Raw genomic sequence first — 17,550 nt, forward strand, 5'->3', positions numbered from 1 at the left:
TAAAACAATAATATAGTATGAAATTTAAAAATATTATAATTTGTGATAGTATTTATACTAATTTCTAATAGAACAGTAGATAATTTAATTAAGAAATCTATAAATAGTCTTTTTATTTTATTAGATTTTTATAACACTATTTTATAATTTTAGTTTTAGTATTGAATTGTCATTATAATAAATCTAAAACTTCTTTTTTGTTTAATTTTTTGATTTTTTTATATTCAAATCCATCTATACTTTCGTCAAATTCACATATATTTTTATAATCGCAATATTCACAAGCCTCTTTAACAGGCAATGGCTTTATATTCCCTTTTAATATTTCATTTGCAGATATTTTTATAATATTTATAACGTAATCTATTATTTTTTTCATATCTTCTTCGCTGACAACGCTTTGGCTTGTAACTGTACTTTCTCCTGCTTTGTCTGTTTTCACCCTTACATCCAAAAATTTAGATTTGCCCTCTATATCATTTTCAAATGATTTTATCATATTTATATCATCAGTTATTATTCCAGCCATTTTCATATTTTCTTGTTCTTTTTGTCTTAAATGTTCTTTTTTTATTTTCTCTCCATTTTCACTTTGCTCAAAATCTTCTTCAGATAGAGCTATCTTACTGTCAATCATAGGAAAATACATAGCATAATAAGGATTGGCATCTTTATATTTTTCATCTTTTTTTGTAAGTGCATATAAATAAAATATCATTTGTATATTTATGCCTTGATATACGTCTTTTAATTCAAGTTTTTTAACACTTGATTTGTAATCTACTACGCCTAAATATGTTTTTCCGTCTTTTACCAATTTATCTACTCTGTCTATTATTCCCCTTAGAATTATATGGTTTGTTGTATCATCTTTATCATCATTAATGTCTATTTTTATATCTTTAATCTTATATTCCGCACTTTCTGTGATGAAAGATGTGCATTTTTGTTGCTCCATTATAATCTCTGTTGCTTTTTTTGAGATTTTTTTAAGATTTTTTATTATATGGAATTGCCTTTTTGAATTTGAAGTCACCATTTTCATATCATTATCTAAAAAATCTTCTTCATCATATATTTTATCTACAAAACTGTTTATTTTCTCTTTGCTGTCAAGTATAGAAATATTTTTATCTTCCAAGACTTGTTTAGATAAATTATCCATATATTTATGCAATATATTTCCGGAGTTTAAATTATCAACTTTTTGCTTTTGTCTTTTCTGAGGTCTTATGCCATAGTTCATATAATATGAAAATGGACATTTTACATATGTTTGTATTTGTGAAACAGAAGATTGCAAAGGTAAATTATACAGCTTTTGAACATAAGTTTCTTTTAGATTTTCTATGTCATTTTTCTTGAATAAAGAATTTTTTAAAGCCTTAGTTTCATCAGAAAATTCTTCATCTTGTAAAAAATAATAATATAATTTTAAAATGTCTTCGTCAAAATTTCGGTTACTTATCATATCTCTAAGATCTGTCTTCAATTTTGCAAATGCAACTTTATGCGTTATGTTGTCAAAATAGTTTGAATTTATTTCTTTATTTTGTAAAGTTTCACTTGATATATATCGTGTTTTTAAATTTGGAAATATATTTTCTATTGTATGTAAATATGACGATTTACCTGCACTTTGCTCATTTACATCACTTATATTGTAAGTTAAATACAGCTTTTCTCTCGTCTTTGATAATATTATATAAAGAGCTGTATTTTCTTGTGACAACATATTAACTGATGTAGACATCATATTTATATCATTTTCAAGTAGAATTTTTTTGTCTTGTTCAGCAAAAATCACATCTTGTTTAAATGTCTGCGGTAACAATGTATCATTCATACCTACCGAAAATAAAACTTTATATCCGAGCGATTTGCTGCGTTGTATATCCATTATCATAACACCGTCCATAGTTGGAGGTATAAGTGCTATTTTTTGTGTACTCAAACCTTGATAAAGCATTTTTTTATAATCATCTACGCTTATTTCATAGTCATCCAAAATATTATTTACCTTATCTAATGTAGATAATAAAATATTCCATATCTGAGATATTTCTGATGCTATTTCATAGTTTCCTGTAAGCTTTAACTCTTCTACAAGATTTTCCAATTTTTGTTGGCAATTCAATTCTTTAAAAAATCTGTTCAACTCTTGTGAAAATACTTTTACCTTATTTTTTCTGCTTAAAATCTGTTTATATTTTGAATATAAATTCATTATATAATCTTTTACAAAACATATTCTTTCTCTGTCACAATCTGATATATCATTAAAATATTTTTCACTGTCAAAAAATTTTATATTTATAAATTTTTGGCTGTCCATATTCCATCTTATAAGAAAATTTTCAAATATCTCATAATCTTCTTTTTTTATATCACTCATTCCACTTTTAAAGAAGCTCATTATATTGGAATGATTAGGTGATTTTACGAACATATCCAAAAATGAAAACAACATATTAACAATATTTTCTTGAGTTATATTTCTCTTAGTATCTATGAAATAAGGTATGTCATACATATCAAATATCTCTTTTATAAGAGGTGCGTATCCTACACTATCGGTTACTACTACAGCCATATCTTTATATCTGTATTTTTTCTCATCACTTTCATTTTGCCTTATAAGCATAGTTATTTGATTTGCCAAATACATCATCTCTGTTCTTGCTTTGTCAAATTTTATCAAGCTTATATTTTGCGGTGTTTTACTATATTTTTTAAAATCCAATTTCCCGAAATTTTCTTCTAAATGCTTTAAATCTTCTATTTTATTATAAGATTGGTCAAGATGTATAATTTCAAACTTTGATGATGCTTTGTCAGCAATTTTTATCATGCTTTCAAGTGTTTTTTTTGTTATGTCAAATGAGCTGTCACCTGTATCATCGTAAGTAAGCGTCATAGTTATATCTATGCCATTTGACAACAAACTTTCTATAACATTTAGCTCCAACTGTGTAAAACTCACAAAATTATCAAAATAAACCTTAAATTTCTTATTTTTTGTATATTCAGGTATCTTTTCACATAATAAATTTAATCTTGATTCATTATCAACAAATTTATCTGATATTTTTTCTTCTAATAAATCATAAATTTTAGCAACGTCTTTCAGTTTTTGAGACAATATTTTATCATTTATTTTACTTGACAAAGAAGATAAACTTTTTGAAGATATTTCATATTTTTTTAGCTCAGTTATAATTTTTATAATATTTTCTAAAAATCCTGATTTATTAATTGAATTTTTATAAAAATTGAGCTCTTCTTTATTTTTAAGTAATATGTTTTCTGCAAGCATTATTTTTCCTACATCATCTATATATTCTTTTTTCAAACCTCCTACTCTTGACAACACCTCTGCTGAAAGTCTTTCAAAGCTCATAACTTTGCATAAAAAAATAGGTTTTTTTATAGTATTTATAATCATCTGCTCAGTTTCCAGCGTGAGTTGCTCAGGTGCCATAAGATAACTCAATGTGTTATCATTTATATTTTTCTTTATCTCGTCCATTATATATGTAGTTTTGCCACTATATGCCCTTGCAGTTACTATTTTAAGCATTGCTTTGCTCCTTAAACTGAGAACGGCTACTTTTCAACATATAGTTGACAATAGCCGTTTTTTATAATTTTTATCCTTACTTAAAATAACTTTTTACAGTTATAACAATATAAACTTATTAGTAAATATTTATAATGTGATGTTTTTAATATATTTATACATCTTCTATTTAATAAAATTTTATATAAATAATTTTTATAGAAAAATATATATAAATCATCAATATTTTTCTATATTTATCATATTTTCCAAGCCTTTCAAAAGATATTCATATGTTCTTTTTGTAGAGCTTATACTTAAATGTTCATTTGGAGTGTGTATATCATACATATTCGGACCAAATGATATTATATCCAAATCAGGCATTTTTTTACTCATTATACCGCATTCAAGTCCTGCGTGTATTGCTTCTAATTTCATATCTTTATCATACATTTGTCTGTATGTGTCTGCAAACAGTTTTCTAAGTCTTGAATTTTTATTATATTTCCAACCAGGATATATTGATTCTATAACTATTGTGGCACCTGAAAGATTTGCTATTGCTTCATGTTTTTTGATTATATACTGTACTTGTGAGTCAATACTGCTTCTGATAGCACAATTAAATGTAACGAGTGCATTTTTTTCATCTGTAACTATAACTCCCAAATTGTTTGATGTTTCCACAAGATCCTTTATGTCTAAGCTCATTTGAGTAACTCCGCTTGAATATATAATTAACAGGTCTATAATTTTTTGTTTTGAAATAGTGCTTAAAACTCTATCTATGTGTTTATCTGTATATTCAATTTCCAATCTGAAATCGTCATCTATGCCATTTAATTCTTTTTTTACTATATTTTCAACAATTCTTACTATGTCTTCCAAATCAGCCTTATTTTTTTCATTTATTACTATACTTGTGTCGCATTCTCTTGGAATAGCATTGTTTTTTGCTCCTCCGTTTATGCTTATCATCTCAAAGTTTACTCGGCCGTTTATCTCATAGAGTACTCTACCCATTATTACATTGGCATTACCTCTATTTTTATCTGCATCCATACCTGAATGCCCACCCTTTAAACCTCTCACTTTTATTATTGCATTCAACGAATTACCATGCAACATTGTATATTCTATAGGCAACTTTAAAAGGCTTTTAGCCCCGCCTGCACAGCTTAATAGTAGCTCATCTTCATTTTCCGTATCAAGATTAATCATATACATAGCATCTAAATTCTGTACAGCAAGCTCGTTTGCACCTAACATTGTAGTTTCTTCATCTACCGTAAAAACAGCTTCCAATCTCGGATGTTTTATATTGTCATCTGCAAGTATAGCAAGCCCGAAAGCCAATGCCACACCGTTATCAGCTCCAAGAGTAGTGTTGTTTGCATATATATAATCATCTTTTATAACAAGCTCTATCGGATCAGTATCAAAATTATGATCTATATTGTTGTTTTTCTCACAAACCATATCCATATGACCTTGCAACATCACTGTACCTATATGTTCATATCCTGATGTTGCAGGTTTTCTTATTATTACATTTCCACAATCTTCTTGTATAAAATCCAGTTTATGCTCTTTAGCAAAATCTACTAAATAATCGCTTATTCTTTTTGTATCTCCTGATTTTCTCGGTATATTTGAAATTTCTTCAAAATATCTGAATACTTCTTTAGGTTCAAGACCTTCTACTCTACTCATATCTTCTCCTTTTATAAATTTAATTAATCTATCAAAAATTTACTACTTTTTGCAAATCATATGGCGGGAATATGAAGGAGTCGAACCTCCCGAGGAGTTTTTATATCCCCCTATGATTTTGAAGACCACGAAATGCACCGGCACTTACATATTCCCATATAATTAGCGTTCAACTCTCGTTTATTTTACATATTACACCAATTAATCTCTACTAAACCGTTGTTTTTCAAAAATTCATTAGTTTTAGAAAAGTGTTTGCAGCCGAAAAAACCGTTATTCGCTGAATATGGGCTTGGGTGTGCGCATTTTAGTATAAGATGATTTTTATTTGTGATTAAATTTTCTTTCATCTGGGCATTTCTTCCCCAAAGCAAATATACTACCGGTGTATCTTTGTAATTAAGTTTTTCTATTATACTGTCAGTCAATTTCTCCCAACCTATTTTACTATGAGAATTTGGCTGACCTTTTAATACTGTGAGTGATGCATTCAACATTAGCACTCCTTGATTTGCCCATGATGTCAATTCTCCGTTTGTCTTATCCATTTCTATATTTAAGTCGTTTTCTATTTCTTTGTAAATATTTTTAAGCGAAGGCGGAGGTGTTATACCTTTTTTTACAGAAAAAGATAAACCATGTGCCTGACCTATTCCATGATACGGATCTTGCCCTAATATAACTACTTTTACATCTTCATAAGGTGTGTATTTAAGAGCGTTAAATATATCGTACATACTTGGAAACACAGTTTTTGTGGTATATTCTTTTTTTAAAAACTCTCTTATATTCTTATAATATTGTTTTTCAAATTCATCTTTTAAAATATCATCCCAACTGTTACCTATATTTACCATAATAACCTCTATTTTTTTGATTTATTAATATTTTAAAAATTAATTGTTTTTGTACTGAAAATATACAAACAAAAGATATGCACGTCCAACAAAGTAGATAAGCACTTTTAGATCAAACTTTGATAAATTAAAATATTTGTATGTCTTTAAACACTATCGCTCTTCTTAAATCACTATTAAACAATAAATCTTTGGATGCTCCTGCAAATTTATTACCGAAAAGCCTGAAAGCATTTATAAAAAATGAAAAAGGATTTATTATATTCGTAAGTTCTCCGTTTTCATATAAATAGGCTCTTTTGACTTCAAATTTAAGTTCTTCTTTTTGTAATGTAATATCTGCGCTTTCTATAAATATTGCGGATTTTACCATATCTTCCAATTTATAATCACCTTTTTGTATATATGCTCCAAGGAGTTTGCAAGATGGATAGTCATCTTTTATGGCATAACTGCAACATGTGTTTTCAACTTCATACTCTTTTGCAAGGTCTTTGTTTGAATAAGGTTTTACAACTGTTCCGTTTTCTATAAGTATATTTCTATAATACGGATTATAGCTTCCTTCCCAGTCAAAAAACGGAAGCATACCATATTTACCAGACTTTGTATCTTCAGGAGAAAGTGAAGTATAAAGCGACAATTTTTCCGAAAATATTTCTACATTCATCAATTTATTTGTAATCACGTTTTTACAAGTCAGATATTCTTCAAAGAAATCATAAATATTCAAATCGCTCGGTATTATTAAATTTTTTTCGTTAATTTTTGATATTTCTATATATTTCTTTTGAACAATAGGTTTTAAAAATAATTCCATATCTTGCACAGCTTTTTTGCTGTCAAGTGCTCTATATTCAAATTTGAATTTATTTTCTCCAAGTTTTATATAAAACACATTTCTCTCATCTTCAAAGTTCATATGAAGCTTGTTTATATTGGTAAGATTGTATCTGATATTTACATTTTTATATTCAATTTCTATATCTTTTGATAATTTTTCAAGCTCATTTCCTACTTTATATACTGTATCCGCCACTTCTTTTTCTTTTATATTGCTATGCTTTGCAATGACATTACTCTGAGTGTTGAGCATGGTGGTATGTGAATATGGATACTTCTTATTTTTAGACGCAATAAAATATCCTTCCTCATCGTCTATATCGTTATTTATATAGGCTATGGAAAGAGTTTCGTTTTCAAAATATCTAAAAATAGTGCTTTGCTTATTTATTTTAATCATTTCATCAACAAATGAATTTTTATAAAATGCTTTTTTTTCAGTTTTCCTTATTTCCAGTTTTTCTTTCATAGCTATCCCACCAGTATATAAATATTATAGTAAATATATTACCATTTTTAAAAATAATAATCTATATGTATTTATAAAAATGATTAAATTTTTAATATATACAATTATTTTACTAAATTTTTATGTAGTTATTCTTAAATTAAAAAAACTCTAAGACATATTTATATAAATATGTTATAATTTATATTCAATCAGTAGAATTTTATTTATATATTTAAGGAGTTGTTATGATAGTTTCTACAAAGGGGAGATATGCACTAAAAGCCGTATTTGAACTGGCAATGACTGATATTGACACCCCTATGTCATTAAACACTATATCTGAAAGAACAGATTTATCTGAATTATATTTGGAACAAATTTTCTCCGTATTGAAGAAAAAAGGTATAGTCAAAAGTATCAGAGGTGTTCAAGGTGGATATCTTCTGACAAGAAAACCTGATGAAATATCTGCCGGAGAAATAATAAAAGCCCTTGAAGGTGAGCTTTCTCCATCAAAATGCCTTATAGACGAAGGTTACTGTGATATGCTCGACAGATGTCCTACTTATATGATATGGGACAGAATAAAAAAATCAATTGATGAAGTCATAGACAACACTACTCTTCAAGATATGATAGATGAATATAATAAGAAAAATTTATAATTTTTGAATAATTATATTTTTTTATGGGTATTATTTCATAAAGTTTGTTAAATTATAGACACTTATAAATTTAAAACATATCTTAATATATGCTTAATTTTTATACTTAGAGTATATTAATAAAGGATTATCCTTCTTCATAACTTGTTTAAATTTCTCTTTTCGATTCTCTTCTAAGATATATCCTAAGTTATACAAGTATTTTTTAGTTATTTTAATCTCACAATTAATTTAACTATAATATAAATTAAAATATTATTTGGAGGCGTTAAATGAGTAAAATAGTAGTTGTTGGGGCAAATCACGCAGGTACGGCGGCAATAAATACAATAACAGGTTTTAAGGAAAATAATGAAGTTGTGGTTTTTGATCAAAACTCTAACATAAGTTTTTTAGGTTGTGGAATGGCACTTTGGATTGGCGAACAAATCTCAAAACCTGACGGACTTTTTTATTCAAACAAAGAAAAACTCGAATCACAAGGTGCAAAAATAAATATGAACTCATCTGTTGACAGCGTTGATTTTGACAAAAAAACAGTACATGCTACTTTAGAAAACGGACAAAAAATTGAAGAATCTTATGACAAATTGATACTTGCCACAGGTTCTCTACCTATAGTACCAAATGTAAAAGGAAAAGACCTTGAAAATGTTCAAATGGTAAAATTGTTTCAAAATGCTGAAGATGTCATAGAAAAATTAAAAAATCCTGAAATAAAAACAGTTGCAGTAGTTGGTGCCGGATATATAGGAGTGGAGCTTGCAGAAGCTTTCGAAAGAAAAGGCAAAAAGGTTGTACTTATTGATACAATGAACACTGCTTTATCAAACTATTATGATATAGAATTCAGCACAATGATGGACAAAAATTTAGAAAGCCACGGTATCCAGCTGGCTTATGGAGAAATGGTTAAAGAAATAATCGGTAAAACAAAAGTTGAAGGAATAATAACTGACAAAAATCAATACAAATGCGATATGGTAATACTTGCTGTAGGATTCAGACCTAACACTGCTCTTGGAGGCGGAAAATTAAAAACTCTTGCAAATGGAGCGTATTTAGTTGACGAAACTCAACAAACAAATGTCAAAGATGTGTACGCAATAGGTGATTGCGCAAGCGTATTATTTAATTCAACAGGAGAAAACTCATATATAGCACTTGCTACCAACGCTGTTCGTTCTGGACTTATAGCAGGACATAACGTATGCGGAAAACATATGGAAACAAATGGAGTACAAGGCTCAAACGGTATAGCTATTTATGACTTAAAAATGGTATCAACAGGTCTTTCTGAAGAAAGAGCAAAAAAATTAGGTTTAGAAGTAGAATCAACTTCTTTTGAAGATTTACAAAAAGCTGCTTTTATAGAAACAGAAAATCCTAAAGTAAAAATAAAAATAGTATATGATAAAAATACGAGAGTAGTAATAGGTACTCAAATGGCATCAACTTATGATATGTCTATGGGTATTCATATGTTCTCATTGGCTATACAGGAAAAAGTTACAATAGACAGACTTAAACTGTTGGATATACTTTTCTTACCTCATTTCAATCAACCGTACAATTATATAACTATGGCTGCATTATCAGCAAAATAAAAAATTTTTTATACAATTATTTGATTAAATGAATGTAATAATAAAAATGCTGAATTGAATGTATTTGATTAGGAGAACTTTCATACGATAGTGTCAGCAATCTCCTCAATCAAACACATTCAAACACATTTTTTATATTTTGATTACCATATGATTAAATAGATTTTTATATGTTAAAATCCTTCTGATTTTAATTCTTCTTCTATACTTACTTCATTTATATCATCTATTTTCAAATTGGTCAGATTTTCAGCTATATTTTTAAACATATCAGGATCTCTGGTAACAAAGTATTTTACTGAATATTCATTTTTTTTATCACTGAGCATATCTTTTTTTGCAAGTAATTCTTTCACCCCCAAAGCGGTTTCCATTCCGGGATCTACAATATTCCCATTAAAATACTTTTTAAACAAATCTTCTACAAGCGGATAATGTGTACAGCCTAATATAAGAGTATCTATATCATCAGTAAATCTTGTAGCAAATTCTCTTATAATTTCCTCATTTTGCTCGTTGTATTCAAAACCGTTTTCTATTATATTGGCAAGGTTGCTGCTTCCTTCCTCATATACTGCTATTTCTCTATTATCGTTTTTTTCTTTTAATATTTCATTCAAATATCCGTGTGTTTTAGCTGTAAATACTGTAGAACAAACACCTATTTTATTATTTTTTGTAACCCTTAGAGCCTCTTTTGCTCCCGGATTTATAACTCCGATTATATCTATATCAAATATATCTTTCAAATAGTCAAGTGCCGCAACAGTAGCTGTATTACAAGCTACGACTATAATCTTGACATCATTTTTAATTAAAAAATCCACTATACATTTGCACAGCTTTTTTAGCTGTTCAGAAGTTTTTTGTCCATATGGATTATGTCCGCTGTCGCCGAAATATACATATTTTTCATTGGGCAACACTTCTACCAACTTGTTTAAAACAGAAAATGCTCCGACTCCAGAGTCAAATATACCGATAGGTCTGTTATCCATAGCAATCACACCTCCAAAATTATATATAAAAATAAAAAATTAAAAAGCTTATATCTCTATGAATAAATTTTTCTTTTAATATAAAAATTATAATTCCACATTTTTCTATCAAATATTAGCTTTAACAGTATAATATTCAAATATAGTAGAATTATGTTTATATTTGATAAAAATTTATATGCCAATATAAAAGATAAAAATATATGCTTACATTAAAAGTATAAATTATAACACATAAATAAAACAAATAATTTAAATATTCTTTAGTATAATATTGCAAGTCAATGTTTTACCGACAAATTTATAAAAAAAGTATAGACATCATAAAATGCCTATACTCAAAAATATTATAATTATTTAACAAAGTTTACAAATCCTGTTATAACCATAGCATTAGTGAAGTCTATCAAGAATGCTCCAACTACAGGAAGTATAAAGAATGCTCTTGGAGCAGATCCGAATTCTTCTTGTACCGCTGTCATATTGGCAACACCGTTAGGAGTAGCACCCATACCGAATCCGCAGTGTCCTGCAGATATTGTAGCGGCATCAAAGTCTGAACCCATAACTTTGAATGTTACGAAATAAGCAAATGCAGCCATAACTACTGTTTGTGATATCAATATTACAAACATGGGTCCTGCAACTGCTGCAAGTTCCCAAAGTTTTAATCCTGTAAGAGCGAACGAAAGGAACGCATTAAGACCTATTGTTCCAAGGAAGTCGGATGCTTTTTGGTTAACATGCCACTTACCTGTAGATTCACCTATATTTAGGAATATAGATGCAATAATCATCGCTGTTACATATGAAGGCAATGTTACGCCCGCTTTTTTTAGAGGTATTTCAATTACGGCACCGAGTGCTATCGCAACAACCACATAAGTTAAAGTCTTGAATACTTCATTAAAATCTATTTTTTCTTCTTTTTCCTCCATTTCAATCTTCTTGTCAATATATTCTGATGCCTTGGATTTAAGGTTGTTCTTTCTTATAAGAACAGCACCAAGAGGTCCTCCCATAAGCGAACCCATTACAAGACCGAATGTAGCAGCAGCCATAGCTGTAGCTGTAGCTCCCTCCATGCCTAATTTTTCAAATTCAGGGCCGAATGCTCCACCTGTACCGTGTCCTCCTGTCATAGTAACTGAACCGCATATTAATCCAAGTAGCGGATGTTGTCCCATAAGTTTAGCAACTCCAACACCTACTGCGTCCTGTACAACGCAAAGAAGTGTAGCTAAAACCCAGAATATTAATACTCCTAATCCACCTTTTTTTACGAGTTGTATACTTGCTGTCAAACCTATTGTAGTAAAGAATACCATCATGAATGGTTTTTGGAATGTTGTATCAACGCCTATTGAAAAATTAAGATAATTTCTTGATAATAGATGAAGTAGCGCAAATACTATACCTCCGGCAACTGGTGCAGGTATACAGAATTTTTCTAATGCCAAAATTTTTTTCTTCAAAAATACTCCGATATAATACACACAAAGTGCCAATGCAAAACTTTGCATAAGATCCAATTTCAAAGTAGTAAGTCCGGTATCACTAGTTGAAAGAACCATAGTATTTTGATATGTACTTAATTTCATTCCTTTAAGTAACTCCGTTACTCCTTTAAAATCATTAATAGGATAACTCATAAATAATACCACCTTTCATAAATATTGTTTTGCACCTAATAATTTTAAACAAGATAACTATTGCTTTTATAGTTTGTTTTACAGTAGAACAAAAATATAATGACAAACAAAACAAACATTTAAAACAAAAATATAACCTATTAAAAATTAATTAAGTGTAAAGTTAAAAATATGAAAACATTTTTACATTTAAAATTATAACCTATAATCTTAAAAAAAACAATAAAAATTTTATATTTTTTGAAATATTTTATTATTTTTTTATACAAACGTTTAAATTTCAATAAAAAATGCAAGAAAATTTTGAAATATTTCTTGCATTTTATTTGTTTATATATAAAATTTTACATATTTTTCTAAATAAAAACGTTTGTTAAAACTAATTTTGTATAAATTACATACTATATTGTATAATAAATAAAAAAATATTATTTTATGTCTTAATTTATTCATATTATCAAATATATAGACTTTTAAAAAAATAATCTATGAATTAAAATATTCATAGATTATAATATTCTTTTGAAGAATTTTTCGATCTCATATTTAGATAATCTTGTTATTGTAGGTCTGCCGTGCGGGCAAGCATATTTGTTTTCACAATGTTCCAAGTCGTAGATTAATTTTTCTACTTCTATATCCTTTATTGTACTATCATTACCTTTTATAGCAGCTTTACAGGCTTTTGTAGCTATTTTGTCTTTTATTATGTCATTTGACAAATTTTCTTCAAGATATACGTCAAACACTGCATTTACAAACTTTCTTGCACCATTTTCATCAAAATGTATCGGTATTCCCCTAAGCAACATTATATTGTCACCGAACAAATCACATTCAAAACCGAATTTTTCAAGTTCTTCTATAATATGAACCGATTCATCTACAAGATTTACAGGAATCCCTATCTGTTGCGGCAATATGAGTTGTTGAATTATTATCGCATTTGAATAAAAGTCTTTCAAATACCTCTCATACAAGACTCTTTCGTGTGCAGCATGCTGATCTATCATATACATATCTTCCTCGTCAAAAAGTATTATATATGTATCAAACACTCTACCACTGTATTTTAGTAATGTAAGATCTGCAAATTTTATTTTATTATCACTCAAGTCAATTTTTACATCATTTTTGAATATATCTTTTGGCATAGAAAGAACAGGTTTTTCATCTAATATATTTATATTTGAAATTTCATCTTCATTTTCTTTGTTATTAAAGGTTTTATTATCATATGTTTCTTTGAGTTCTTCTTTACAAGCGTTTTTTGTCTCGTAATTATCCTCATCATTAGTTTCTGCAACTATAATTTTGTTATGATTATTCTCATAGATATTATATTTTGATACTTCTATTTTCTCTTGTTCATGATTTATGAGTATGTCTTTTGTTTTATTCTGAGGCTTTAATTCATAGACAAATGTATCGTCTCTTTCCTGTTTTTTTATTATTTTTATAGATTGTTGCATAAACTCTTTATCATCTTTTTGGGAGTCTTTATTTTTTTTATCTTTTGATTTTTCATAGTTAGAAATTATATTCGAAAAAATTTCGCTATTTTTTGAAACTTCATCATCTTTTGATATTTTTATATCTGGTATCATACTAATATTGTCTAAGATTGATGATATCTTATTTTCAATGAGATTATATACTATTTTTTCATCAGCAAACTTTACTTCCAACTTATTCGGATGTATATTTACATCTACCATATCAGGTTTAATTATTATATTTATAAAAAACATTGGGAAATTGCCTGAAGGAATATATTTTCTATAAGCATTTTCTATATGAGATGTTATTGTCTTATCTTTTATAATTCTTCCATTTATAAATATATATTGCATCTTTCTGCTTGAAAACATCAAAGAATTATTTCCTATAACTCCTTTTACACTTATATATTCGCTTAAAGGCTCCTCCAATGATATCATTCCACTATAATAATCTTCTGCAAATATTATATTTATGACATCTTCTATTTTTCCTGTGCCATATGTTTGAAATACTTGTTTTGAATTATTTATATATTTTAATTTTATACTTGGATTGGCAAGTGCATATCTTATCAAAAAATCACTTATTTTCGAAGATTCCGCTCTGTCTGTTTTTAGAAACTTTTTTCTTGCAGGTATATCGTTGAATAAATCTTCCACTATTACAGTTGTACCATCTTTTGCTCCAACTTTTGTTTTTTCCAATAATTTATCACTACTTATAACCACATTCATAGCGTAGTTGCTGTATGAGGTTTTTGTAGTCATAGAAATCTTTGCAACTGCAGATATACTTGCAAGAGCCTCTCCTCTAAAGCCGTTTGTAGTTATATTTATAAAATCGTCGAATGTTGTAATTTTACTCGTAGTATGTTTTTTAAATGCCTCAAGCACATATTGCTCATCTATTCCTATGCCGTTATCCGTAACTCTTATATAGTCTTTTCCACCGTTTTTTATTTCTACTACTATTGATGTCGCCCCTGAATCTATTGAATTTTCCACAAGTTCTTTTACAACACTGCAAGGGCTTTCTATAACTTCTCCTGCTGATATTAATTTTATTATATTATCATCTAATTTTTTTATGATATTGTCTTGCATAATTCCCTCGTTTTATCTAAGTTCGCTTTTAATCTTATAAAGCAAGTCCATGGCTTGCTTAGGAGTATATTCATCTATGTTCAAATCTTTTATCTTTTGAACTATTCTAAGATTGTTGTCTTTTGAAAAATTTTCTATGCTAACTTGATCCTGTTCGCTCTTTTGATTATATTTTTTAGAAGATTTTTTTTCCGAAGTTTCCAGTTTCGACAATATGATATTTGCTCTCTCCAAAACTTCATACGGCAAATCTGCAAGCTGTGCAACGTGTATTCCATAACTTTTATCAGCTTTGCCGAGTACTATCTTTCTGAGAAATTTTATTTCTTTACTGTCATCCACCAACATACAATAATTTTTAATATTTTTGTATTTGCTTTCTAATGCGGTAAGCTCGTGATAATGAGTAGATACAAGAGTTTTTGCTTTTATATGCTCACATATATATTCAACTATTGAAAATGCAAGGCTCATTCCATCATATGTGCTTGTACCTCTACCTATTTCATCTAATATAATCAATGAGTTTTGAGTTGCATTTTTTAATATGTTGGAAACTTCTGTCATCTCGACCATAAAAGTGGACTGCCCCATAGATAAATCATCACTTGCACCTATACGAGTATATATACTGTCTATAATAGGTATCTGCGCAAAACTTGCAGGTACATATGAGCCTATATGAGCCATTAGCATAATTATGGCAACTTGTCTCATATATGTTGATTTTCCCGCCATATTAGGTCCTGTTATTATATGTGTCTCTGATTTTGTCAAATCTGTATCATTTGGAACATAGTCTTCATTTGGAAGCAATTTTTCTATTACAGGATGTCTGCCATTTTTTATAACTATATTCCCGTCAATTGAAATCATAGGTTTTACATAATCATTTTCTATTGCTGTTTTCGCAAGGGCTGTATATACATCTATTTGCGAAATCATCTCTGCTACTTGCATTATCTTAGGTATGAAGTTTTTCAGTTCTTCTTTTACCTCCTTGTATAATGCACTTTCAAGCTGACTTTCGCCTTGCCTTGCAGTCAACATCTCTTCTTCTATTTTTTTTAGGTTATTGTTTATAAATCTTTCACTTGATACTAATGTCTGTCTTCTCTCATAATCACTCGGCATATTGAAATTTTGCAGTGCAGCTTTTGTTATTTCTATATAATAACCAAAAACTTTATTATAACTTATTTTTAAATTTTTTATACCGGTTTTTTCTCTTTCATCTCTTTCCATTTTTATCAATATGTTTGAAGTGTTTTCGAGCAAATCTCTATAATGCGCTAATTTTTCATCGTATGAAGATTTTATTATATGCTCTTTCTTAAAATCTTCACCTATTTCTTCTATTGAATTTTCTATCAAATTTATTATTGGCATCAAATCATTCTTCGACAAAACTTCGTATAATTCTTCAAATCTTGAGTCATTTTCTCCCTTAAAAATATTTTTTATCTCATTTACTGCCTTTAATGATTTTTTTAAGTTAAGTAAATCTCTGTGAGATACAGTGTCATATACTATACGATTGGATATTCTCTCCAGGTCATAAACTTCTCTTAGTATATGCGATACACCTGTGGATACAGAATAGTGCTCTACAAAAGATGATACTTTATTTAATCTTTGCCTTATTTCATTTTCATCATTTAAAGGTTTTAACAAATATTGTTTCAACAATCTCGATCCCATAGACGTATTTGCTTTATTAAGCACCCAAAAAAGTGTATATGAATTATTTTTTCTTATACTTTCTATAAGCTCTAAATTTTTTATAGTATAGTAATCAAGCGACATATACTTCACTTGATTTTTTTCGTAAAAAAAGTTTATGTCAAAAAATTTCTGCGTATCATACACATATTTATATATCTGTATCAGTGAAGGTATTTTATCTGCAAGATTATTATCAGAAATGAACTCTTCTATATTTTCGTAATTGGCAGTATTTTGGACTACATTATTTTCTATAAGAAAGTTATTTATTATCTTACTGTTTTTAAAAGAATTTTCTTTCAATTTTTTTAAAAATATATCGTCCATTATTATTTCGGATGGCATGACAGAAAAAAATATATTTGACACTTCTTGATATGTTATGATAATATTGTTGACTTCACCTGTTGTAATATCTGCATATGTCATATACACTATGTCTTCATCTGTTATTATAGCCATTATATAGTTGTTTGATGAGCCTTCTATCATATCATCATCAAGTACAGTTCCTGGTGTTATTATCTTTACAACATCACGCTTTACTATGCCTTTGGCATCTTTAGGATCTTCTACTTGCTCGCATATAGCAACTTTTTTACCAAAATTTATAAGTTTTTGTATATATGATTTTGCACTGTGATACGGTACCCCGCACATAGGTGCTTTTTCTCCATTGCCACAAGCCTTTCCTGTCAAAGTTATTTCAAGGAGCCTTGATGTTTCAATTGCGTCATCGAAAAACATCTCATAAAAATCTCCGAGTCTAAAAAATAATATACTGCCTTTATTGTTGTTTTTTATTTCAAGATATTGTTTCATCATAGGTGTTAAATTTTCCAAAACATCACCACCTCTTTTATTCTTATAC

Annotated in this window: 10 protein-coding genes and 1 tRNA gene; 2 read left to right on the plus strand and 9 right to left on the minus strand. The window is 28.4% G+C overall.

All coding sequences use genetic code 11. The annotated features are described in order from the left end of the window. Window positions 1-172: 172 nt before the first annotated feature. The 5 genes from HMPREF9629_RS05100 to HMPREF9629_RS05115 all read right to left on the minus strand — a co-directional run bounded on the left by HMPREF9629_RS05100 (window position 173) and on the right by HMPREF9629_RS05115 (window position 7,444). A complete protein-coding gene (locus HMPREF9629_RS05100; RefSeq protein ID WP_009525296.1) occupies window positions 173-3,580 on the minus strand; it encodes a PD-(D/E)XK nuclease family protein in 3,408 nt (1,135 codons plus the stop codon). Between the two features lie 219 nt (window positions 3,581-3,799). Beyond that, window positions 3,800-5,275, minus strand: coding sequence for an aminoacyl-histidine dipeptidase (locus HMPREF9629_RS05105; protein WP_009525297.1), 1,476 nt, complete (start codon window positions 5,273-5,275; stop codon window positions 3,800-3,802). A gap of 61 nt (window positions 5,276-5,336) precedes the next feature. After that, window positions 5,337-5,431 (minus strand) — tRNA-Sec (locus tag HMPREF9629_RS11775). Between the two features lie 29 nt (window positions 5,432-5,460). Next, the gene (locus tag HMPREF9629_RS05110) at window positions 5,461-6,132 is read right to left on the minus strand and encodes a uracil-DNA glycosylase (RefSeq protein WP_009525298.1); all 672 of its coding nucleotides are present in this window, start codon (window positions 6,130-6,132) and stop codon (window positions 5,461-5,463) included. Between the two features lie 127 nt (window positions 6,133-6,259). Continuing rightward, the gene (locus tag HMPREF9629_RS05115; RefSeq protein ID WP_009525299.1) at window positions 6,260-7,444 is read right to left on the minus strand and encodes a metallopeptidase TldD-related protein; all 1,185 of its coding nucleotides are present in this window, start codon (window positions 7,442-7,444) and stop codon (window positions 6,260-6,262) included. Between the two features lie 227 nt (window positions 7,445-7,671). Between HMPREF9629_RS05115 and HMPREF9629_RS05120 the strand changes: the two genes are divergently transcribed. Together HMPREF9629_RS05120 and nox are read left to right on the plus strand one after the other, a co-directional pair. Then, window positions 7,672-8,091, plus strand: coding sequence for an RrF2 family transcriptional regulator (locus tag HMPREF9629_RS05120; protein ID WP_009525300.1), 420 nt, complete (start codon window positions 7,672-7,674; stop codon window positions 8,089-8,091). A 272-nt stretch (window positions 8,092-8,363) separates the two neighbouring features. After that, window positions 8,364-9,698 (plus strand): H2O-forming NADH oxidase, encoded by a 1,335-nt coding sequence (gene nox, locus HMPREF9629_RS05125; protein WP_009525301.1) that lies wholly within the window; start codon window positions 8,364-8,366, stop codon window positions 9,696-9,698. Between the two features lie 173 nt (window positions 9,699-9,871). Here nox and murI read toward each other — a convergent pair whose 3' ends face one another. The 4 genes from murI to mutS all read right to left on the minus strand — a co-directional run bounded on the left by murI (window position 9,872) and on the right by mutS (window position 17,522). Then, entirely contained in the window at window positions 9,872-10,696 is an 825-nt protein-coding gene (murI, locus tag HMPREF9629_RS05130; protein ID WP_009525302.1) for a glutamate racemase, read from the minus strand. A 353-nt stretch (window positions 10,697-11,049) separates the two neighbouring features. After that, window positions 11,050-12,348 (minus strand): sodium/glutamate symporter, encoded by a 1,299-nt coding sequence (gene gltS / locus HMPREF9629_RS05135; protein ID WP_009525303.1) that lies wholly within the window; start codon window positions 12,346-12,348, stop codon window positions 11,050-11,052. Between the two features lie 509 nt (window positions 12,349-12,857). Further along, window positions 12,858-14,954 carry a DNA mismatch repair endonuclease MutL gene (gene mutL / locus HMPREF9629_RS05140; protein ID WP_009525304.1) on the minus strand — a complete coding sequence of 699 codons (2,097 nt, stop codon included), beginning with the start codon at window positions 14,952-14,954 and terminating at the stop codon, window positions 12,858-12,860. A 12-nt stretch (window positions 14,955-14,966) separates the two neighbouring features. After that, on the minus strand, window positions 14,967-17,522 hold the full coding sequence (gene mutS, locus HMPREF9629_RS05145; protein ID WP_009525305.1) for a DNA mismatch repair protein MutS: 2,556 nt from the start codon (window positions 17,520-17,522) through the stop codon (window positions 14,967-14,969). Between the last annotated feature and the right edge of the window lie 28 nt (window positions 17,523-17,550).

This window comes from Peptoanaerobacter stomatis, from assembly GCF_000238115.1.
Taxonomy (GTDB): domain Bacteria; phylum Bacillota; class Clostridia; order Peptostreptococcales; family Filifactoraceae; genus Peptoanaerobacter; species Peptoanaerobacter stomatis.